The 20,959-nt window shown below is 56.8% G+C and carries 17 protein-coding genes; 9 read left to right on the forward strand and 8 right to left on the reverse strand.

The features are described from left to right. Positions 1-39: 39 nt before the first annotated feature. The 3 genes from FGO67_RS10950 to gloB all read right to left on the reverse strand — a co-directional run bounded on the left by FGO67_RS10950 (position 40) and on the right by gloB (position 4,702). Positions 40-1,812, reverse strand: a complete 1,773-nt coding sequence (locus tag FGO67_RS10950) for an extracellular solute-binding protein (protein ID WP_238942333.1) — start codon at positions 1,810-1,812, stop codon at positions 40-42. A 183-nt stretch (positions 1,813-1,995) separates the two neighbouring features. Further along, a complete protein-coding gene (locus tag FGO67_RS10955) occupies positions 1,996-3,750 on the reverse strand; it encodes a LysM peptidoglycan-binding domain-containing protein (protein WP_203300728.1) in 1,755 nt (584 codons plus the stop codon). 157 nt (positions 3,751-3,907) lie between these two features. Further along, positions 3,908-4,702 carry a hydroxyacylglutathione hydrolase gene (gene gloB, locus FGO67_RS10960; protein ID WP_203300729.1) on the reverse strand — a complete coding sequence of 265 codons (795 nt, stop codon included), beginning with the start codon at positions 4,700-4,702 and terminating at the stop codon, positions 3,908-3,910. A gap of 94 nt (positions 4,703-4,796) precedes the next feature. On the opposite strand from gloB, the gene FGO67_RS10965 reads away from it, so the two are divergent. From FGO67_RS10965 to FGO67_RS10985, 5 genes are all read left to right on the forward strand, one after another. After that, positions 4,797-5,579: a class I SAM-dependent methyltransferase gene (locus FGO67_RS10965; RefSeq protein WP_203300730.1), complete on the forward strand. Its 783-nt coding sequence runs from the start codon at positions 4,797-4,799 to the stop codon at positions 5,577-5,579. A gap of 15 nt (positions 5,580-5,594) precedes the next feature. Next, positions 5,595-6,038, forward strand: coding sequence for a ribonuclease HI (gene rnhA, locus FGO67_RS10970; protein WP_203300731.1), 444 nt, complete (start codon positions 5,595-5,597; stop codon positions 6,036-6,038). A gap of 26 nt (positions 6,039-6,064) precedes the next feature. Beyond that, on the forward strand, positions 6,065-6,775 hold the full coding sequence (dnaQ, locus tag FGO67_RS10975) for a DNA polymerase III subunit epsilon (RefSeq protein WP_203300732.1): 711 nt from the start codon (positions 6,065-6,067) through the stop codon (positions 6,773-6,775). A 228-nt stretch (positions 6,776-7,003) separates the two neighbouring features. Beyond that, on the forward strand, positions 7,004-8,710 hold the full coding sequence (locus FGO67_RS10980) for a FimL-related protein (RefSeq protein WP_203300733.1): 1,707 nt from the start codon (positions 7,004-7,006) through the stop codon (positions 8,708-8,710). A 3-nt stretch (positions 8,711-8,713) separates the two neighbouring features. Beyond that, positions 8,714-9,361, forward strand: coding sequence for a multidrug transporter (locus FGO67_RS10985; RefSeq protein ID WP_203300734.1), 648 nt, complete (start codon positions 8,714-8,716; stop codon positions 9,359-9,361). A gap of 66 nt (positions 9,362-9,427) precedes the next feature. Here FGO67_RS10985 and FGO67_RS10990 read toward each other — a convergent pair whose 3' ends face one another. Continuing rightward, complete coding sequence (locus FGO67_RS10990) at positions 9,428-9,742, reverse strand: SCP2 sterol-binding domain-containing protein (protein ID WP_041338351.1); 315 nt, start codon at positions 9,740-9,742, stop codon at positions 9,428-9,430. Positions 9,743-9,969: 227 nt separating this feature from the next. Here FGO67_RS10990 and sohB point away from each other — a divergent pair, with 227 nt between their 5' ends. Further along, positions 9,970-11,034 carry a protease SohB gene (gene sohB / locus FGO67_RS10995; RefSeq protein WP_203300735.1) on the forward strand — a complete coding sequence of 355 codons (1,065 nt, stop codon included), beginning with the start codon at positions 9,970-9,972 and terminating at the stop codon, positions 11,032-11,034. A 23-nt stretch (positions 11,035-11,057) separates the two neighbouring features. Then, positions 11,058-12,056, forward strand: a complete 999-nt coding sequence (locus FGO67_RS11000) for a YhdH/YhfP family quinone oxidoreductase (protein WP_203300736.1) — start codon at positions 11,058-11,060, stop codon at positions 12,054-12,056. A gap of 59 nt (positions 12,057-12,115) precedes the next feature. Here FGO67_RS11000 and FGO67_RS11005 read toward each other — a convergent pair whose 3' ends face one another. The 4 genes from FGO67_RS11005 to metH all read right to left on the reverse strand — a co-directional run bounded on the left by FGO67_RS11005 (position 12,116) and on the right by metH (position 18,688). Then, the gene (locus tag FGO67_RS11005) at positions 12,116-12,622 is read right to left on the reverse strand and encodes a DUF934 domain-containing protein (protein ID WP_203300737.1); all 507 of its coding nucleotides are present in this window, start codon (positions 12,620-12,622) and stop codon (positions 12,116-12,118) included. Further along, a complete protein-coding gene (locus FGO67_RS11010; protein ID WP_203300738.1) occupies positions 12,615-14,267 on the reverse strand; it encodes a nitrite/sulfite reductase in 1,653 nt (550 codons plus the stop codon). The genes FGO67_RS11005 and FGO67_RS11010 overlap by 8 nt, the downstream gene beginning before the upstream one ends. Positions 14,268-14,650: 383 nt before the next feature. Then, entirely contained in the window at positions 14,651-14,908 is a 258-nt protein-coding gene (locus tag FGO67_RS11015) for a DUF2970 domain-containing protein (protein ID WP_203300739.1), read from the reverse strand. A gap of 81 nt (positions 14,909-14,989) precedes the next feature. Next, complete coding sequence (metH, locus tag FGO67_RS11020) at positions 14,990-18,688, reverse strand: methionine synthase (protein WP_203300740.1); 3,699 nt, start codon at positions 18,686-18,688, stop codon at positions 14,990-14,992. Between the two features lie 242 nt (positions 18,689-18,930). Between metH and nfuA the strand changes: the two genes are divergently transcribed. After that, the gene (nfuA, locus tag FGO67_RS11025; protein ID WP_203300741.1) at positions 18,931-19,518 is read left to right on the forward strand and encodes a Fe-S biogenesis protein NfuA; all 588 of its coding nucleotides are present in this window, start codon (positions 18,931-18,933) and stop codon (positions 19,516-19,518) included. A gap of 290 nt (positions 19,519-19,808) precedes the next feature. Then, a complete protein-coding gene (locus FGO67_RS11030) occupies positions 19,809-20,942 on the forward strand; it encodes a DUF445 domain-containing protein (RefSeq protein WP_238942334.1) in 1,134 nt (377 codons plus the stop codon). Positions 20,943-20,959: the final 17 nt, after the last annotated feature.

Below are 20,959 nucleotides of genomic sequence, written 5' to 3' on the forward strand. Positions count from 1 at the left end.
GAAGTTCCTTCCATTACAGCGAGGGTTAGAATTCCATGCTCAGGGCTGCACCCACCAGTTATCCAGATCAACCCCGTTCTTGGGTGTTTCTGCCGGTCGTTGCAGGTGGCTCCAGTAGGCGACCCGATCCTTGGCCAAGTGCCAATGTGGAATCACATAGTGACCATGCAGGAGCGCACGATCCAGGGCCCGGGTCCGATGCACCAGCTCGTCGCGGTCTGGCGCCTGAATGACCTGGCTGACCAGTTGATCGACAACTGGATGGCCCACCCCCATGTAGTTGCGGGAGCCGATGGCTTCAACATTGTCAGAGTGCCAGTACTCACGCTGCTCATTACCGGGTGAATCCGATTGTGGCAACACCTGGGTGATCATGTCGAAGTCGAACTCGCGGACCCGCTGAATATACTGGTTGCTGTCGACCAGCCGTACGGTCACTGCAATGCCGAGTTTCGCGAGGTTATTCTTGAAGGGCAGTACCACCCGCTCGAAACTTTTCTGGAATAGCAGAATCTCGAACGCCAGGGCTTCACCGGTCTCCTGATGCACCATGGTTCCGTCCACAATGGCGTAACCGGCGTCACGCAGAAGCTCCAGAGCCGCACGCAGGTTGGCTCTCACCCCTTTCTGGCCGTCGGTTGCCGGCGGCTGGTACACCTCGGCAAAGACGTCTTCGGGCAACTCGTCGCGAAACGGTTCCAGGAGCTCGAGTTCCCGGCCCTGGGGCAGGCCCGAAGAGGCCAGCTCACTGTTCTCGAAATAGCTGTTGGTTCGGGTGTACTGGCCATAGAACAGGTTCTTGTTGGCCCATTCAAAATCGAAACCGTAGGCGAGTGCTTCCCGGACCCGCGGATCGCTGAACACCTCACGGCGGGTATTGAATACAAAGCCCTGCATGCCGGTCGGACGCTGATGATCGACGGCTTCGGCAATGATCTTACCGTTCTTAAATTTTTCGCCGGAGTAGGCCGTGGCCCAGTTCTTGGCCGAGGTCTCAACCCGAAAATCGAAGCTGCCGGCCTTGAACGCTTCGAGTGCCACGGTGTCGTCGGTGTAGTAGTCGTAGCGGATGCGGTCGAAATTGAACCGACCCCGACGCACGGGCAGATCTTCTGCCCAGTAGTCTTCTACGCGTTCGTAGGCGATCGAGCGACCAGCCTCAAATTTGCCGATCCGGTAGGGGCCGCTGCCCAGTGGGGGCGTCAGGCCATTGTCACCAAATTCGTGCTCAGCCCAGTAATGGGCTGGCAGGATCGGCATCTGCCCCAGAATCAGCGGTAATTCGCGGTTGGTGGTGGCTTTGAAGTCAAAGCGTATACGCTTGGGATTTTCCACCGTTACCTTGGCAACATCGGCGTAGTAATTACGGAAAAAAGGATGGCCTTTGGTGGTTAAGATCTCGAAGGAAAACTTCACGTCTTCGGCAGTAATTGGCTCACCGTCGTGGAACCGCGCCTGGTCCCGGAGATTGAAGACAACGTAGCTGCGGTCTTCGGGTGTCTCAATCGACTTGGCAATCAGGCCATAGGCAGAGAAGGGCTCATCGTCTGATGACACCATCAGGGTGTCGTACAGATAGGTGCTGATCCCGGCCGCCGCAACACCCCGGATATCAAACGGGTTGAAGGAATCGAAGCCGTTGGCCACCACCGCCATTTTCAGTGTGCCGCCTTTGGGCGCTTCCGGGTTCACGTAGTCGAAGTGAGAAAATCCCTGTGAATATTTGGGGGCGCCGTGCATGGCAATACCATGTCGGGCTTCGACTGAACCGGCGCTGTCTTCAGCGGCGAATGTGGGGGCAGTGAATGCCATGAAAGCGAAAGAGGAGAGGAGCGACGTAAGGTATGAGGCTGTCCGTTTGCTGGTCATAGGTCTCGCACGTTCCGGAGGGTTAGGCGGGCGCACCGTCTGCCAGGTTGGCGCACCCATGGCTCCTAATCGAACCGTTATGATTCTTATAGTTAGGGAAAGTTCCTGAACCTGCGATCAAGCCGGTCAGGGACTGTTCCGAATATCGACGTAGAGTACCAGACTTTGTCCCGGTTGCAGATAACGTGATGTGTTCAGATCATTCCAGCTTGCGATGTCCCGCACATTCACGGAGAACCGGTTGGCGATGGTCGACAGCGAATCGCCCTTGCGCACCCGATAGCCGACTTTACGAACCATGGCCTTGCCGCGTGCATTGTTGCTGGCAACCACGGTCGGCTGAGAGGTCTTGGACCAGATCACCAGTTCCTTGCCGGGGATCAGCGGATCACCGGGCGCCATGCCGTTCCAGGCAGCCACCTGGCGTACCGATACCCGGTGCTCCCGGGCGATATCCCAGAAAGTGTCACCACGGCGAACGGTGTAGCGAACCTTGTTGCCGTCGCGTTTGCGATCCTGTTTCCGTTCCAGGCGCTGGGAAGCGCTGAGGGCATAGGTGTCTGAGCCCTTGCTGGCGGACGGAATCATCAGCCGTTGGCCGACCCGAATGAGATCGGAGTTGAGTTTGTTCACCTGCTGGATAACTGCCGGTGTGGTCGAGAACTTTCGGGCAATGGTGTTCAGGTTGTCACCGGACTGTACCTTGTAGTTCCGCCAGGACACCCGTTCACTGCGCGGAATCTCTGCCAGGGCGGCCCGGAAAGTATCGGCGTTTTCAGTCGGTACCAGCAGCCGATGGGGCCCATCCGGATTGGTGGCCCAGCGGTTGTAAGTGGGGTTGAGCAGGTAAATCTCATCCACGTCAACCTTGGCCAGATCAGCGGCCTGGGCCAGATCCATCTGGGAGCCGGTATCGACAATTTCGAAGTAGGGCTTGTCTTCCAGAGCCGGAAGCTCAATGCCGTAGTCTTCAGGCTTGTCGAAAATCTTGGCCAGCGCGATCAGCTTCGGCACGTAGTGCCGGGTTTCCCGGGGTAGATCCAGAGACCAGAAATCCTGGGGCTGGTTTTTCTTCCGGTTTTTTCGCATCGCGCTGGAAACCGTGCCGCCACCGCTGTTGTAAGCGGCGAGGGCCAGGGTGTAATCGCCATCAAAGCGGTTGGCGAGCTTGTCCAGGTAGGTAAGGGCCGCGTCCGTTGCTTCCACCACATCACGCCGGTCATCGTGCCACCAGCTCTGGGTCAGGCCGAAGTATTTACCGGTCGATGGGATAAATTGCCACAGACCGGCGGCGCGTCCGTGCGAATAGGCAAAGGGGTCGAACGCGCTTTCCACTACCGGCAACAGGGCGAATTCTGCTGGCAGGCCGCGTTTCTCGGTTTCATTGATGATGTAATGCAGATAGCGGCTTCCGCGTTCTACTACCCGGTCGATGTAGCCTGGGTGGCTGGCGTACCAGTTCAGTTGGTCCTGGACACGCTGGTTATCGACATCGTGATTGAGGGCGAAGCCAGCTCTAAGACGGCTCCACAGGTCGCTGGGTTGCGCCGATTCCTTAACAATCTTCTGCCCGGGGTCGTCCAGTTTCTCGCGGGCTTCGCGGGCTGTGGATCTGAGTTCAGGCGCGATGGCGTCGTCGAGCGCAGCGTCCGCTGTAGCGTCTTCACCATTTCCGGCTTCAACCGACTGTTTCAGGTCTTCGTCGCCGGTGGCCACGGTTACCTGCTCAGTATCAAGGGGGTTGGTCTCGCTGTCGCCGGATTCGCTGTCGCTGAACCAGGCAGTGGGACTTGCCCAGCTGTTATCCGGCGTATCAGACAGGCTGCAGCCGGAGGCCAGCGCACCGGTGAAAAAGAGCAAAGACAAGCGTTTGACCGACATAGAATACTTCCGGCTCACGGTTGAAACCGGATTCCCTCTTTGGAAAATCCGGTAGGTTTAAAGAGTTACAGGCGCAAAGTTGGGATGATTCTATGGGAGCTCATTTCAAGTGGTCAAGAACACCCTCGTTACGTCTGTGAGAGGATTTGTTAACCGATCAAAAGTTGTCTTTGCCATGGCGAATGGCGGCAAAGATGGCGTTTTCCGAATCTGCCGGCAAACCGTTCTGGGCACAGTAGTTGCGGGCTGCATCAACCACCATCGGATCATCCCAGCGCAGGAAGGGGTTGAGCTGTCTTTCTTCGGCCAGCACCGAGGGCACCGTAGGTTTTTCTTGAGCACGGCGCTCAATGCAGCGTTCCTCGAAGGCTTTCAGGCCCTCATCCTGAGGCAGCCAGCTGCGGGCGAACTTGAGGTTCGCCAGGGTGTACTCGTGGGCACAATAGACCGCAGTCCGGTCAGGCAGTGCCCGCAAGGTTTGCAGGGAGTGGCGCATCTGCTCTGGCTTGCCTTCGAATAAACGACCGCAGCCGCACACGAACAGGGTGTCGCCACAAAACAGAACCGGGCGGCCATCTACTTCGGAATCTGAGAAGTAAGCGATGTGGTCAAGGGTATGACCGGGAACGCCCAGCACCTGAAAGGTCATACTTTCCCACTGCACCTCATCGCCCGGCTGGACCTTGCTGGTAGAACCTTTAAAAGGCGACTCGGCCGGCCCGGTTACCTCACAGTCCGGAAAGGCTTGCATCAGTTCGTTGACACCACCAACGTGGTCGGGGTGGTGATGGGTGATCAGGATGGTGTCGAGAACAAGGTCCTGAGCGGCCAGGTGTTTTAGCACTGGCGCTGCCTGGCCCGGGTCAACAATCAGGACTTTGCGGTTGTCGGCGTTCGACAGGCACCAGATATAGTTGTCGCTGAAGGCCGGGATGGCAGAGATGGTTAACATAAAGCCCCACATGTGCAAAACGAGTGTGACTGATATGATAGAGCAATACAGCAACGGCCCCAACAGCGGGTTCTGATTTCGGGAGTGACAGAGCATGAATGAATCGGGAGCGATTAATTTTCCTGCACGTCACGAGAGTTTCGAACGCTGGTTCGGGACGCCGCTCGGACGGGCTCTGTTGGCGGATCAGCGACAAATGCTCGACAAGGAGTTGGGTCGATTTACCGGGGCACGACAACTACAGGTAGGCGTGAGCCATCGGCTGCCGTTGGCCACTGGCACCGACTTTGTGCAGCGGATCATCACGACACCTCGCTGGTATCCCCAGATTCCGGATCAGGTTGCGGTTTGCGATGCCCATGAACTGCCATTCAGCGCCGATTCCATGGACCTTGTCATTCTGCACCACAGCGCCGATTTTAGTCGTTATCCACACGAAGTGATCCGGGAAGCGGCCCGAGTGTTACGCGGTGAAGGTAATCTGGCCCTGATCGGATTTAATCCGATGAGCCTGTGGGGTATGCGTCGCCTGCTTTCACGGCATAACGAGGGGCCCTGGGGTGGCCGTTTCCTGATGCGTGGACGCATGGAAGATTGGCTCCATCTGCTGGGCTTTAATGTCGAGGCGTCGGTGACACGTTTCCTGCGGTTGCCGCTGCAACGAAGCGGCCGCAAAGCGATTAGCCGGATTGATGCGCGGCTCGGTGGCAACAGAATCCTGCCGGTCGGTGCGTATTACTGTATCCTTGCCAAAAAACGCGTTTATGCCCAAATACCCCGACGGCCGGCCTGGCGCCAAGCCAAGGTTATCGCACTGTCTGGAGCCAGAACAGTCGGTGCGTCCAGAGGGCAATGCGTGCCGGAAGAAAGTGTCTAATCAATGGGAGACGTGATGTCAGGCAAGGTGATTCTGTATACCGACGGGGCCTGCAAGGGAAATCCCGGGCCTGGAGGCTGGGGTGCTGTTCTGCGTTATGGTGAGACCTGCAAAACCATGCACGGTGGCGAAGCGAACACCACCAATAACCGGATGGAGCTGATGGCGGCGATTCGTGGGCTGGCTGCGTTAAAGCGGCCATGCGCGGTGGAGCTCTATACCGATTCCCAGTACGTGCGTAAGGGCATTACCGAGTGGATGGCCGGCTGGAAGCGCAACGGCTGGAAAACCTCAGCGAAGAAACCGGTCAAGAACGAGGACCTCTGGCGCGAGCTGGACGCAGAAGTGGCCCGGCACGACGTTAACTGGCATTGGGTCAAAGGCCACGCTGGTATCCCCGATAACGAGCTGGCCGACGAACTGGCCAACCGAGGCGTAGCCGAATTGGCTCGCGCCTGAGCACGACCTATTGAATTGAGTGAGTCATGAGACAGATTGTACTGGATACGGAAACCACGGGTATTGATCCAAACGATGGTCATCGGATCATCGAAATCGGTTGCGTGGAACTCGTCGAGCGCCAACTGACGGGGCGGAATTATCACGTCTACATCAATCCGGAGCGTGAGGTAGAAGCCGAGGCCATTACCGTCCACGGCATCACCAACGAATTCCTGGAAGACAAGCCCAAGTTTGCCGAGGTCGCCAACGACTTCTTTGAGTTCATCAAGGGAGCCGAGCTGGTCATTCACAATGCGGCGTTCGACGTCGGCTTCATGGATGCCGAGTTTGCCCGGCTGAAGCCGGTCCGGAAGACCGCGGACCACTGCGGGATTGTGGATTCCCTCGCGATTGCCCGTAAGAAACATCCCGGGCAGAAAAACAACCTCGACGCACTGTGTAAGCGCTACGGTGTGGACAACAGCAACCGGGATCTCCACGGCGCCCTGCTGGATGCCGAGATTCTTGCCGACGTCTACCTGCTGTTGACCGGTGGCCAGACTGCGTTGTCGCTGGATGCTGGAGCCGAGGAGGGCAGTTCTGGCACTGGTATCCGACGTTTGCCAGCGGAGCGTCCGGCGCTGAATGTTATTCGCGCTTCTGAGGACGAGCACGGCGCCCACGAGGACTTCATGGCAATGCTGGAGAAGCAGGCCGGTGAAACGGTGTGGGGCAAGCTCCAACAAAGTGAGTGAGAGCAGGTTCGCTTTGTACTAAATGTTACATTCTGGCTTTCTTGAGGTACTTGAGTTTTGTGTTATAAGTAATGGTTAGTTCGCCAGTTTTCGCGAACAATTGGTCACTTTTGCGTGTATGAGCCAGCGAGGGTTGAGCTGGCCTCTAACAACAACACCTGTCGTTCCACCTGACGGGCGCAGTCGTATCAGGGAGCGGTAGTCTCCGCAAATTAACAGGAAGCGTTTATGGTTCAATCGTCTCTGGCGACGAAATCGCAGTCGTTTGATCTGGTTAAGAGTGAAATCGAACAAACCATCAAACAGGCAGAATCCAGCCTTGAACGCTTTCAGGAAAACCGTGAGAGTGGTGAAGACCTTCAGAATTGTGTCGACTTCATCAATCAGCTTCGCGGTATCTTCATTCTTGTCGAGCTTCGTGGTGGCACCTTGCTATGCCAGGAAGCGGTCAGCATGGCCAACGATGTTCCTGTTGGTGCCAACGACGATAAAAACATCCTGCTCACCACCCTGAACAGTGCGCTGTTCATCCTCCGTCGATACGTTGAGTACTATCACCAGCAGCGTGAAGACCATCCGGAGCTGTTGCTCCCGGTCATCAACGATCTGCGTGAGGCCCGCCGGGAAAAGCCTTACCCGGAATCCTGTTTCTTTGATGTTGATGTGAAGGAGCGGCCGGATTTCTGTGCCGGTCTCCCGATGCAGGTGTTTGAAGGCGATAACGCTGAGTTTGAAGTCATGGCGCGACGGATGCGCCTGACCTTTCAGGTGGCACTCCTCAGCATCCTTCGTGATCGCAACGACGTGGTTAGCAAAAAACTGGTTGCCCGGGCCTCCCGTGGTTTGGCCCGTCTTTGCCAGGGCGCTCCGATGGGGCAGTTGTGGTGTTTGGTCTCGATTGTGGCCGACACCATGCTCGACCGTGTAATGCCCTTCACCAAGGCCCGCAAGCGCATGTTTATGCGGATTGAAAAGTACGCCCGTGAAGTCGTGTACGTCGGCAAGGTCGCAACCGCTAAAGATGCGCCTGATTCCCTGGTGCGTGATCTGGTTTACCTGCTATATCGCAGTGGTTCCGCCAATCCCGAAGTAACCCAGGTGCTGACGGCTTATCAGCTCACTCCGGCAGACTACCCGGATGCCATGCTCGAAGCCCATGCCCGTCGACTGTACGGCCCCGGCAGCGATGTGCTCCGATCTCTAGCGGAAGCTCTTCAGGACGAACTGAACCAACTGAAGGACAAGCTCGATATCATTGAGCGTGGCATCGAGCCGGACCTGGCGGAGCTGTCGTCTATTTCTGATGCTCTTGAGCGTCTTGCAAACACTCTGGTCATGCTGGATCTGAACAAGCTGGCAACCGTAGCCCAGGAAGAAGCCTCACGGTTGCGTGGCTGGGAAGCTGAATCACGACTGCCCGATGATGATGAGCTGTACGTTCTGGCTGACTCTGTATTGAGTATTGAAGATGCCGTGTTGCAAATCGTCACCCGTGGCATTACCTCGGAAACCGATGCTCTGGCCCGAGGACATCGCGGTCGGGATGAATCGGTGTACTTGAGCGAGGCACTGTTTGTGGTAGCCGACGAAGCGCGGGGCGCGCTGACGCTGGCGAAACGAGCTATTACGGCGTTCATGGAGTCCGACTACGATAAGCTGCACCTGGCCAATCTCCCCGCCACACTGCACAGCATCTGGGGCGGGCTACACATGGTCAATGATCCTGCGGCGGCATCGGTGCTGGAGCGGGTAGCTGCATCCATTCAGGAGCGGCTCTTGGATGCCCGAGAGGCACCGCCTATGCAGGTACTGGAAGCACTGGCAGACGCCCTGACGTCGCTTGAGTATTACATTGAAAGTATCGGCCGGCGCGAAGAGCGTAATCCCGATCTCCTCAAGCTCGCACAAACGTCCCTGGACGATGTAGGTCTTTAAGCTGTGTCTCATGAACTCGCAACCGCAGTGCTGACCGTCTTTGGCGCGCTTCTGGTCATAGCAGGTCTGCTGTTCTTCCTGCGGCCGAAATGGTTGCTGGGATGGCTCAAAGGTATGGCGGTGTTCGGTTTGATGCTGGTAGGCGTCTACACCCTCGTCATTGCCATCAACGTTGCCGGTTACCAATCACTTGAAGGTATGCAGACAGTTGCAACGGTATCCACGCAGCGTCAGGCTGAGCAGCGTTGGTACGTGAGACTTCAGGCGCCGGGTAAAACCACCGTGACCGAGACCTTGACCGGCGATCAATGGCAGGTGGATGCTCGTATTATTCGGTTCTCGGGGCCGCTGCGTTGGCTTGGGATTGCGCCTGGGTACCGTCTTGAGCGGCTGAGCGGGCGCTATACGTCGCTTGAGCAGGAGCGCTCAGGACCGCGGTCGGTGATCGGTTTGGGTGAGGCATCCTGGCCGGACCTGTGGGAGCTGGACCAAACCTTTAACATGCCGTTCGTGGAAGGTGTTTACGGCAACGCGACCTTCATGCCGATGCGTGACGGCGCGATGTTTGACATTCGCCTGTCGGCCTCGGGCTTAGTAGCGGTGCCCGTTAACGAGCAGGCCAGGGAAGCGGTTCAACTGTGGGATGAATAGTGTTTTGTTCGCCCAATAAAAAACCTGCGCGTTGCGCAGGTTTTTTTTCACCGCTCGCGAGGGCAATCAGCCCATCTTGAACAGTTCGCCGAGCTTGGTGGCGAGCATCATGTCGCCTTCGGCGCGCAGCTGGCCGGCCATGAACGCCTGCATGCCGTCGGTTTCGCCGGAAACGATGCCGTGCAGGGTTTCAGAGCTCATGATCAGGGTAACGGAAGGATCGTCGTGTTCGCCTTCATGCGCCTGGCAGGTGCCATCGTTGATGACCAGGTGATAGTTCTTGTCGTCCTCGATGTTGAACTGGAATACCAGGTCCAGGCCTTGCGCTGCATCTGCGTTGAAGTTCTGTTCGAGTTGTTCAAATACCTGAGCTACCGACATTTTTATACCCTTAATGGTGGTTGTCTTGTCATGGTGACGGCGTCGATGTCCCGGGCTGCATGAGCCTGAGCGGGAATCCGTCTGGAGCCGACCTCGCTATGCGACTTTATGGTGAGTGTCAGGTTGTGTCAAGCTCGATCGAACGCTTGTTTTAATTATTTTACTCTGCTTATTACCACAAATTCGGTAAGTTACACATTCACGTTTTAACCACACGGAGAAGCACTTTGGAGTTCCTGACTGAGTATGGTTTGTTCCTGGCGAAGGTCGTCACCTTTGCCGTCGCCGCGATCGTTGTGGTCGCCGTGATCATTGCGTCGGCACAGAAAGAGCGGGAAGACCATGGCGGCGACGGCGAGTTGAAGATTCGCAAGCTCAACGACAAGTACGACAAACTCCGGGAATCCATCCAGGCCCGGCTCATGTCCGATGCTGAGCGCAAGGCGTTCGAGAAGCGTCAGAAAAAAGAGCAGAAGGCCAAGAAAAAGGCCGAAAAAGCCAAGCATAAAGAGGTAGCCGCCGAACCGGAGCGCCAGCCGCGAGTGTTCGTGCTCGATTTCGATGGCGACATCAAAGCCAGTGACACCGATCCACTGCGCAGATCCATAACTGCCGTGCTCAGCGTGGCTGATCCAGAGCGGGATGAAGTTGTGGTGCGGCTGGAAAGCGGCGGCGGACTGGTGCACTCCTACGGCCTGGCAGCGGCGCAACTCGATCGCATTCGCAGCAAGGGTGTGCCGTTGACAGCCTGCGTCGACAAGGTGGCGGCGAGTGGTGGCTACATGATGGCCTGCGTAGCCGATCGCATCATTGCTTCGCCTTTTGCCATCCTCGGGTCAATTGGCGTAGTTGCCCAGCTTCCGAACTTCCACCGCTTCCTCAAGAAGAACGACGTTGACTTCGAGGTGCTGACTGCGGGCGAACACAAGCGCACCATGACGGTCTTTGGCGAGAATACCGATAAGGGCCGGCAGAAGTTTCTGGAGGATCTGGAAGACACCCATGTTCTGTTCAAGGAATACGTGGGTGAGCGCCGTCCGGCCGTTGATATCAATGCGGTTGCCAATGGTGATATATGGTTTGGTAAGCGCGCTCTGGACATTCAGCTGATCGATGAGATCAAGACCTCCGACGAATATCTCATTGAGGCCTGTGATCGGGCAGACGTAGTCTCGGTAGCGTACCAGCGGAAACGCACGCTTCCGGAAAAGCTTGGTCTGGCGACCAGTGCCGCGCTGGAACACACAGTCTGGCGGGTTTTGAGTGCCTTCCGGAACCAGAAAATTCAATAGTTCAAGAAGGGTGGGAAACAACGATGACAATGAACACCGATTTCAAGGCTTGGCGCGTTGAGGAGCAGGACGGAAGTTACATAGGCAGCGAACAGACCTTGAGCATCGCGGACCTTCCAGAAGGCGAGGTTTTGATCCGGGTTTCCCATTCGTCCCTGAACTATAAAGATGCCTTGTCTGCATCTGGCAACAAGGGTGTAACCCGCAGTTTCCCGCACACACCTGGCATTGATGCCGCCGGTGAAGTGGTGGAAGACGCCTCAGGCAAGCTTGCGCCGGGCACGGCCGTGCTTGTTACCGGCTTTGATCTGGGCATGAATACCGATGGTGGCTTTGGCGAATACATTCGCGTGCCGGCAGGCTGGTGCGTACCCATGCCGGCTGGATGGGATGCTCGAACGGCGATGATCTACGGCACTGCCGGCCTGACCGCCGGTTTGTGTGTGCAGAAGCTGCTGACCATGGGAGCTGAGCCGGCCCAGGGCCCGGTAGCGGTATCCGGCGCCAGTGGCGCGGTTGGCAGTGTCGCGGTGGAATTACTCGCCAAGCTCGGCTTTGAGGTTGTCGCGATCAGCGGCAAGGCCGACCACGCCGCCGACCTTAAAGCGCTGGGAGCAAGTGAGGTGGTGGGTCGCGATGCGTTGTCCGAAGAGAAGAAGCCGATGCTGAAGCCGGTCTTTGGTAATGCTATCGACACCGTCGGTGGCACGCCGCTGGCGGAGTTGCTGAAGCAGATCAAGCCGGGCGGCTCTGTCTCCTGCTGTGGTCTGGTAGCGGGCCCGCAGCTGCAGACGACTGTGCTTCCATTCATTCTTCGCGGCGTGAACCTGCTTGGGGTCGATTCGGTGGAAATTCCGCTGGCGGACAAGCGGGCAGTCTGGGCCAAGTTCTCCGGTGATTGGGCCTGCCCGAAAACTGAGCAGTCGGCGCGGGATATCGGTCGGTCCGAACTGGATGCGGCGCTGAAGGCATTTCTGGGCGGCGCTTCGGTTGGCAAGACTGTTCTTCATCACAGCCGCTAAAATCTGCGGAATAAAAAAGCCTGCCGAGTGGCAGGCTTTTTTGTTTGTGCTGGGCGTTCTCAGGAAGCCCGGCGACGGAACAGGGGCAAGTCGGTATCGGTTGCCGCCTGATAGCCCTGGCTGAAGAAGTTCAGGCAGCGGGCCGCCTTGTTGATGTCTTTGTCCGGGCGCAGCACGTAGGCGTCAAAGCCGCAGCGCTTCATAAACTGGAGCTGGTCCAGCAGCACATCGCCAATCGCACGGAGCTCGTTTTCATAGCCGAAACGCTCACGCAGCAGACGAGCAATGCTGTAGCCGCGGCCGTCGCTGAATTTCGGGAAGTTCACTGCGATGACGGACAGCTCTTGGAATTTTCCGGCGAGCATTTCGGGTTCATCGTGGCTATCAAACCACACGCCAATGTCATCACGACCGGTAAAGTGCTCATAACCCGCCAGCCACAGGTCGGCTGGAATCAGAGCCTTGCTCTGCTCGGGAGTGTCGAGAGATTCGCCCTCGGCCGGGCGGGGCACAACGATCCAGTCATCCTGTCGGATGCTGCCGTCCTGGGAAATTACATCAGGCATAAACCCGCTCCTTGAAGGGATCAATTCCAACGCGGCGATAGGTGTCCAGGAAGCTTTCTTCCTCGGTACGCTTGTCGACGTAAACATCAATGATCTTGGCCACGACATCTGGCATGTCTTCACGGGCAAAGGAGGGCCCGAGGATCTTGCCGATGGTCGCGTCGTGGTGAGAAGAGCCGCCCAGACTGATCTGGTAGAACTCTTCACCTTTCTTATCGACCCCCAGCACACCGATGTTACCAACGTGGTGATGACCACACGCGTTCATGCAACCGGAGATGTTCAGGTCGATGTTGCCCAGGTCATACAGGTAGTCCAGATCATCAAACCGACGCTGAATGGCTTCTGCCACTGGAATGGACTTGGCGTTCGCCAGGGCACAGAAATCGCCGCCGGGGCAGCAGATAACGTCGGTCAGGGTGTTCAGGTTGGCGGTGCCGAAGCCCATGGGCACAATGGCCTGCCAAAGTTCCAGCAGGCGATCCTGGCGAACGTCGGCCAATACCACATTCTGCTGGTGAGTGACCCGGACTTCTCCGAAGCTGAACTCATCGGCGAGGTCGGCAATCTGTTCCAGCTGCCGATCGGTCACGTCGCCCGGCGGGGTGCCGGTTTCTTTCATGGTTAAGGTCACGATCGCGTAACCGGGCTTTTTGTGAGTATCGACGTTGTGGCTCAGCCACTGATCGAACCCGCGATGCTCAAAGCGCTGCTTGGCCAACAGCTCGGTGTCATGGTCGACGTTCTGGTAATCGGGCTCGGTGAAGTACGCCTGAATGCGATCGATGGCGTCGCGGGTCAGGCGGCTTGGCGAATCCTTGATGTGCGACCACTCGGCCTCAACTTTTTCGGCGAAGGCTTCAGGGGTTAGCGCCTTCACAAGAATCTTGATGCGCGCCTTGAACTTGTTGTCCCGGCGACCATAGCGGTTATATACGCGCAGTACGGCTTCGAGGTAGGTCAGCAGGTCCGCTTCCGGCAGGAAATCACGGATAACCGGGCCAACCATTGGCGTACGTCCGAGGCCGCCACCCACGTGCACCCGGAAACCCAGGTCGCCGGCGTCATTACGTACCATTTGCAGGCCGATGTCGTGCACCTGGATGGCTGCGCGGTCGGTCTTCTCTGAAGCGTTCACGGCCACCTTGAATTTCCGCGGTAGAAAGGCGAATTCCGGGTGGAAGGTGGACCACTGACGAATGATTTCACAGTACGGGCGCGGGTCCGCGATTTCGTCGGACTGAACGCCGGAGAACTGATCGGTGGTGGTATTACGAATGCAGTTGCCACTGGTCTGGTTGGCGTGCATTTCTACCTCTGCCAGCTCGGCAAGGATGTCGGGCACGTCTTCAAGCGCCGGCCAGTTCAGCTGCACATTCTGGCGTGTGGTGAAGTGCGCGTAGCCCTTGTCGTAATCCCGGGTGATGCGGGCCAGTCGACGCAGCTGGTCTGCACGCAGCATGCCGTAAGGCACCGCTATGCGCAGCATCGGCGCCAGGCGCTGCACATACAGGCCGTTTTGCAGGCGTAAGGGAAGAAACTCTTCCTCGGCCAGTTCTCCAGCCAGGGCGCGTTCGGTCTGGTCCCGGAATTGCGCAACCCGTTCGGCTGCAATTTGCCGATCGTGTTCATCGTATACGTACATATGGAAGATCCTGCCTGAAAACGTTGTTGCGGCTAGCCCCGCGAGTTGGAGTTACAGGGGGTATGCCTTATAGCTGACCGCGAGGATAGCACCGTGTTTTTATTCTTAAAATGATTATTTCAAGATATGTTTATCGATTTAGGCGATAAGCGGACGTTGTGAGCAGACTGGACGATTGGCAGTTTCAGGGCTTTAATTAGAGAGGATCGGAGAAGATCCGCGATGCCCTGTGAATAATAAAAAATTCCGAGTAGCGAACCCAAGAGAGGTACACCCGATGAAGAAATCCGCACGTTCAGACAGTCAGGTAGATGCAGTCGCTTCCGTTCTGCTGGTGATGCTGGTAGTTGCGTTTGCGGTGGTCTGGGTATCGGGGCAATAGGTCACTGGCCCGCGAGGACTACCTGAACAATCAGGATGAGCCCTACAACAAAGCTCACGGTGAATAACACCCCGGCAATTATGTAGGGCCACGGACTGTGGCTGGAGAAATCCTCTTGCCGACGCTTGTCCGACTGGACACCAAATGCGCCGGCAAGAATGCTTTGCATGATTTTCAGCACCCCCGGGCGCCCCGGACGGTTTGAACCGTCCGGATAGTCGTCCTTGGCGTCATTCCTGTCCGACGTTTTGTCCGTCATTAACTGGACTCCCTTAATGCAACGCTAACCGCATGGGTTCGGTGTTGGCGGCACTCCAGTTTGTCAGGTGTCAGTTACCTGTCATTCCGCTGGATCGTAGGCGAGGCTTGGTGCCAGCCAGCGCTCGGCTTCCGCCTTGGAGATACCTTTGCGTTCAGCATAGTCTTCAACCTGATCAGCGCCAATTTTCCCAACCGCAAAGTACTTCGATTCTGGGTGGGCGAAATACCAGCCAGAAACGGCTGCGCTCGGGTACATGGCGAAGTGCTCAGTCAGCTCGATACCGGCCGTTGATGTGGCTTCAAGCAAGCTGAACAGTGTGGCCTTCTCAGTGTGCTCCGGGCAGGCCGGATAGCCAGGGGCAGGGCGAATGCCCCGGTAACGCTCTTTGATCAGATCTTCGTTGCTGAGCGTCTCATCACCCGCATAGCCCCAGAATTCCTGACGAACCCGCTCGTGCATGCGCTCGGCGAAGGCTTCCGCCAAACGGTCGGCAAGGGCTTTCACCATAATGGCGTTGTAATCGTCGTTGTTGTCCTTGAACTCCACGGAAAACTCTTCTGCGCCAATACCAGTGGTAACTGCAAAGCCGCCCACGTAATCACAGGTCTCCGAACCTTCGGGCGAAATGTAATCTGACAGCGCCATCATCGGCTTGCCCGGTGCTTTTTCATCCTGCTGGCGCAGGTGGTGAAGCACGGTCAATTCCTCGGAACGTTCTTCGTCCTTGAACACCACAATATCGTCGCCGCGACGATTGGCGGGCCAGAAGCCAATAACGCCACGGGCTTGCACCCGCTTTTCATCAATCATCTGGCGCAGAATCTTCTGGGCGTCGTCGAACAGGGTTCGGGCTGCCGCCCCGCGTTTCGGATCGTCGAAGATGCCGGGATATTTGCCGGCCATGTCCCAGGAAATGAAGAACGGAGTCCAATCGATGTAGTCCACCAGTTCATTCAGATCATAATCCTCGAACACCTTGATGCCGGTGAAGGCTGGCTTCGGCGGAGTATAGTCATCGAAGGCGATTTCCGGTGCTCGATTCCGCGCTTCCTTGAGCGACACCAGCTTGGTGCGGTCGCCACGGTTCTTCCTGCGCTCGCGGATTTCGTCATACTCCACGCGGGCCGCTTCCACCAGGCCTTCTTTGCCGGTTTTACTGAGCAGCTGGGAAGCTACGTTCACGCAGCGAGAAGCGTCGGATACGTAGAGCGCAATATCGTTCTTGTACTGGGGTTCAATCTTAACCGCGGTGTGGGCCTTGGAGGTGGTTGCGCCCCCGATCATCAGCGGGATGTTGAAATCCAGACGCTGCATTTCCCGCGCGACGTGAACCATTTCATCCAGCGACGGCGTGATCAGACCACTCAGGCCTATGATGTCGACGTTTTCCTTTTTGGCGGTCTCAAGGATCTTGTCGCAGGGCACCATAACGCCCATATCAATGACTTCGTAGTTATTGCACTGCAGCACCACCCCGACGATGTTCTTGCCAATGTCGTGGACATCGCCTTTAACCGTGGCCATGAGGATTTTACCCTTGGCCTTCTGATCCTCGGTCTTTTCCGCCTCGATGAAGGGAATCAGGTGCGCCACCGCCTGTTTCATCACGCGGGCGCTTTTCACCACCTGGGGCAGGAACATCTTGCCGTCGCCGAACAGGTCACCGACTACGTTCATGCCGTCCATCAGCGGGCCTTCAATGACCTCAATCGGATGAGTGGCGTTCTGCCGGCATTCCTCTGTGTCATCGATGATGTAGTTGGTGATGCCCTTCACCAGAGCGTGCTCAAGCCGCTTTTTTACCGGCCATTCGCGCCAGGCCAGGTCTTCTTCCTGGGTCTTGCCGCCTTTGCCTTTGAAGCGCTCGGCAATTTCAAGCAGTCGGTCGGTGGAATCTTCACGCCGATTGAGCACGACATCCTCGACCCGTTCCTTCAGCTCCGGTTCGATTTCATCGTAGATCACCAGCTGGCCCGGGTTCACAATACCCATATTCATACCGGCCTTGATGGCGTGGTACAGGAACACCGAGTGAATCGCCTCGCGCACCACATCGTTACCACGGAACGAGAAGGACACGTTGCTGACGCCGCCGGAGATGGAGGCGTGCGGCAGGTTCTCGCGAATCCAGCGCGTAGCGTTGATGAAATCGACCGCGTAGTTGTTGTGCTCTTCAATGCCGGTAGCAATAGCAAAGATGTTGGGGTCAAAGATGATATCCCCGGGATTGAAGCCAATCCCGGTCAGGACATCGTAAGAGCGCTTGCAGATTTCAGTTTTGCGCTCGTAGGTATCCGCCTGGCCCTGTTCATCAAAGGCCATGACCACCACGGCAGCGCCGTAGCGCATGCAGTCTCTGGCGCGCTTGATGAACTCTTCTTCGCCTTCTTTCAGGCTGATGGAGTTCACCACCGCCTTGCCCTGGATACAGCGCAGACCGGCTTCGATCACCTCCCACTTGGAGGAATCGATCATGATGGGCACCCGGGAAATGTCGGGCTCGGAGGCGACCAGGTTCAGGAAGGTGACCATGACCTCCTTCGACTCCAGCATGCCTTCGTCCATATTGATGTCGATGATCTGGGCACCGTTTTCAACCTGGTCGCGGGCAACGCTCAGGGCTTCCTCGTATTGCTCCTCTTTGATCAGTCGCAGGAAACGTTTGGAGCCGGTAACGTTGGTGCGCTCGCCGACATTGATGAACAAGGTGTTTTCATCGCCGGTAAACGGTTCCAGACCAGACAGGCGCAAAGCTTTCTTGCGCTCCGGGATCTTCCGGGGCGGGTACTTGGCAACCGTGTTGGCGATCGCTTCAATGTGCTCAGGACGGGAGCCGCAGCAACCACCGATGATGTTGAGGAAGCCATCGCGGGCAAAGCCTTCGATGATCTCCGCCATTTCTTCCGGAGTCTGGTCGTATTCGCCAAATTCGTTGGGCAGGCCGGCATTGGGATGGGCGCTGACATAGGTTTCGGCCTTGGCCGAGAGTTCTTCCACGTAAGGCCGGAGCGCATCCGCGCCAAGTGCGCAGTTCAGGCCGACGGAGATCGGTTGAGTGTGGGCGACAGAGTTCCAAAAAGCCTCTGTGGTCTGGCCAGACAGCGTACGGCCGGAGGCATCGGTGATAGTCCCGGAGATCATGATCGGCAGGGCTATGCCGCTGTCTTCAAAATATTGCTGGGTGGCGTAAATGGCCGCCTTGGCGTTCAGGGTGTCGAAAATCGTTTCGATCAGGATGAGATCGCTGCCACCTTCAACCAGGCCCTCGACGGCCTCATAGTAGTTGTCGACCAGTGTCTGGAAATCAACATTACGATAGCCGGGGTTGTTAACATCCGGCGAAATGGACGCCGTGCGCGATGTTGGGCCCACGGCTCCGGCCACAAAGCGTGGCTTGTCCGGATTACGGGCGGTGAACTCATCGGCCACATCACGAGCAAGCTTCGCGGCGGCTACGTTCAATTCCTTGGCAATGCTCTCCAGACCATAGTCCGCCTGCGACAGCTGGGTGGAATTGAAGGTGTTGGTCTCAATAATGTCCGCGCCGGCATCCAGGTAGTCCGCATGGATGGTGCGGAGCAGGGCAGGTTGGGTCAGGTTCAGCAGATCGTTATTGCCCTGGACCTCGCGGTCGTAGTCTGCAAATCGATCGCCACGAAACGCCTGTTCGTCCAGCTTAAGATTCTGGATCATGGTGCCCATGCCGCCATCAAGCACTACGATACGTTCCTTCAGAGCGGTTTGGAGTTGTTCCAGGCGGGTGTTGCGATCGGTCATATCAATACTTCCGGAAGTCGTTTGTTACGTAGTATTTGCGTCAACTGCGCGGGATCATAGCAAAAATGCGCAAGTCCGTCTTAGTACGAATGACGATTATGAAGTGCTCATTTTTAAAGCGCGGCCGGGGCATGGCGTAGGTAGAAGTCATTAGCCTCATAAAGACCTAGTATTTTACTTGGTCTTTCATGTTCCGACGAAGTCCCTTAAAATAAATTCAAACTTTCAAACGGGTTTACAACATGGCATTGGTTACTGTGACAGATCCCGCACGGGATTATCTTGCACAACTCATCGAAAAGCAGGACGTTGAAGGCATGGGAGTGCGTATCTTCGTGACCCAGCCCGGCACCAAGAATGCCGAGACCTGCCTGGCCTATTGCCCGCCTAACGAGGTCGTTCCGACCGACGAACAGGTCGATCTGGAAAAATTTACCCTGTACCTCGATCACAACTCGGTTCCTTTCTTGGAAGAAGCGTTTGTGGACTACTCCAAGGATCAGATGGGCGGACAGCTCACGATCAAGGCTCCAAACGCCAAGGTGCCTAACGTGTCCGATGACGCTCCGCTGCCGGATCGCGTCAACTATGTCCTGGCTTCCGAGATCAACCCGAACCTGGCGGCCCACGGCGGAGATGTTTCCCTGGTCGAAATCGTTGATGAATCAGTGGCGGTGTTGCGCTTTGGTGGCGGTTGCCAGGGTTGCTCGGCGGTCAGCCTGACCCTGAAACAGGGTGTTGAAACCACGCTGAAAGAGCGGGTTCCAGAAATTACCGCAGTGCGCGACGTGACGGACCATACCAACACCGAAAACGCCTACTACCAGTAAAAGTTCTGCCCGCACCCGCCAGCCTTCGATGGGCGGCGGGTCAGCGCCCGATCAAGGGTGCTGCCCAATTACCGGGTTTTTTCTGGCTGCACGGCCAATGTCTCCCGGTTTCAAGCACTGCAATATCAGCTACTGACTTCACAGCGCTATAGCTCCACCTTGGCCATTTTCATCCTCAGTATCGGTTGCAACATCCGGAATCGGGGTTTCATTTGTTCGACATCACGCTGCTTTCCTTGCCCCTAATGGCTGCCCTCGTTGGTTGGTTCACCAATTGGCTGGCCATCCAGATGTCTTTTTATCCCGTTCAGTTCATCGGAGTTGGCTCTATCGGCTGGCAGGGCGTGATTCCCCGCAAGGCGGAGAAAATGGCGCACATCTGCATTGATCGCACACTCCAGCAGTTTGGCGATTTGCAATCGGTGTATCAGCAACTGGAACCCCAGCGGATTGTTGAGCAGGTCATTTCGCAACTGACGCCGCGACTGGATGAATACATTGATGAGGTTATGTACGAGATTCAGCCGGTGTTATGGGACAATTTGCCTCTTTTCTTAAAAAGGCGGGTGTATCAATGGGCGAGGGAGCAGTTGCCGGCGCGGATAGAAGAGATGGTTGAAGATTTTGGTGACGATCTGGACGATCTCGTTGATCTCAAGGCCTTGCTGAGCCGCGAACTTCGCCAGCACCCGGACCTTATGAATCGCATCTTTCAGCAGGCGGGAGCCGTTGAATTGCGATCGGTGATCAACCGCGGCGCGATTATTGGTGGGATCCTGGGCGCTGCACTGATCCCCTTGTGGTCCCGGTATCCCGAGCCCTGGTTGCTTCCGGTCGGCGGCTTTGCCATTGGTTTTATAACCAACTGGCTGGCTATCAACCTGATTTTCGCGCCACTTCAGCCTCGTCGAATCCTGTTTTGGAAAATTCAGGGCCTGTTTTTACGTCGGCAACCGGAAATCAGCGATGTCTGGGCCAGGCTGGTGGCTGAAGAGCTCATTACCGTGGAGAAGGTCGCCGATGCCATGCTGAACGGGGCTCGTGGCGATCGCACCCGCGCTATTATTCAAAAGCACCTGAGGCCCTTGCTTGATAACTCGGCAGTCATGAAACTGACAGCCCAGGTAACGGTGGGAATGACGGGCTACACGGAATTGAAGAAAGTGATGAGCCAGAAAGCCGTGCTCGCAACCCGGGACGTTTTCAGTGATCGGGCCTTTAACCGAGAGCGGGCGCCGATTGTAGCCGGTGTGCTTGCAGAGCAGATGCGGGCACTTGGGCCCCGGGAGTTTCAGGATATCCTGCGCCCGGCCTTTCGTGAGGAAGAGTTCCGGCTGATGCTGGTCGGCGGTGCTTTTGGCGCGCTGGCCGGCCTGGCCCAGTTTGTATCATTGGTTGCTCTGGACATCCGAATACCCATCTAGGCTCGTGGAGCGGGAGA

It is taken from the genome of Marinobacter sediminum, from assembly GCF_016820575.1.
Lineage (GTDB): Bacteria > Pseudomonadota > Gammaproteobacteria > Pseudomonadales > Oleiphilaceae > Marinobacter > Marinobacter sediminum.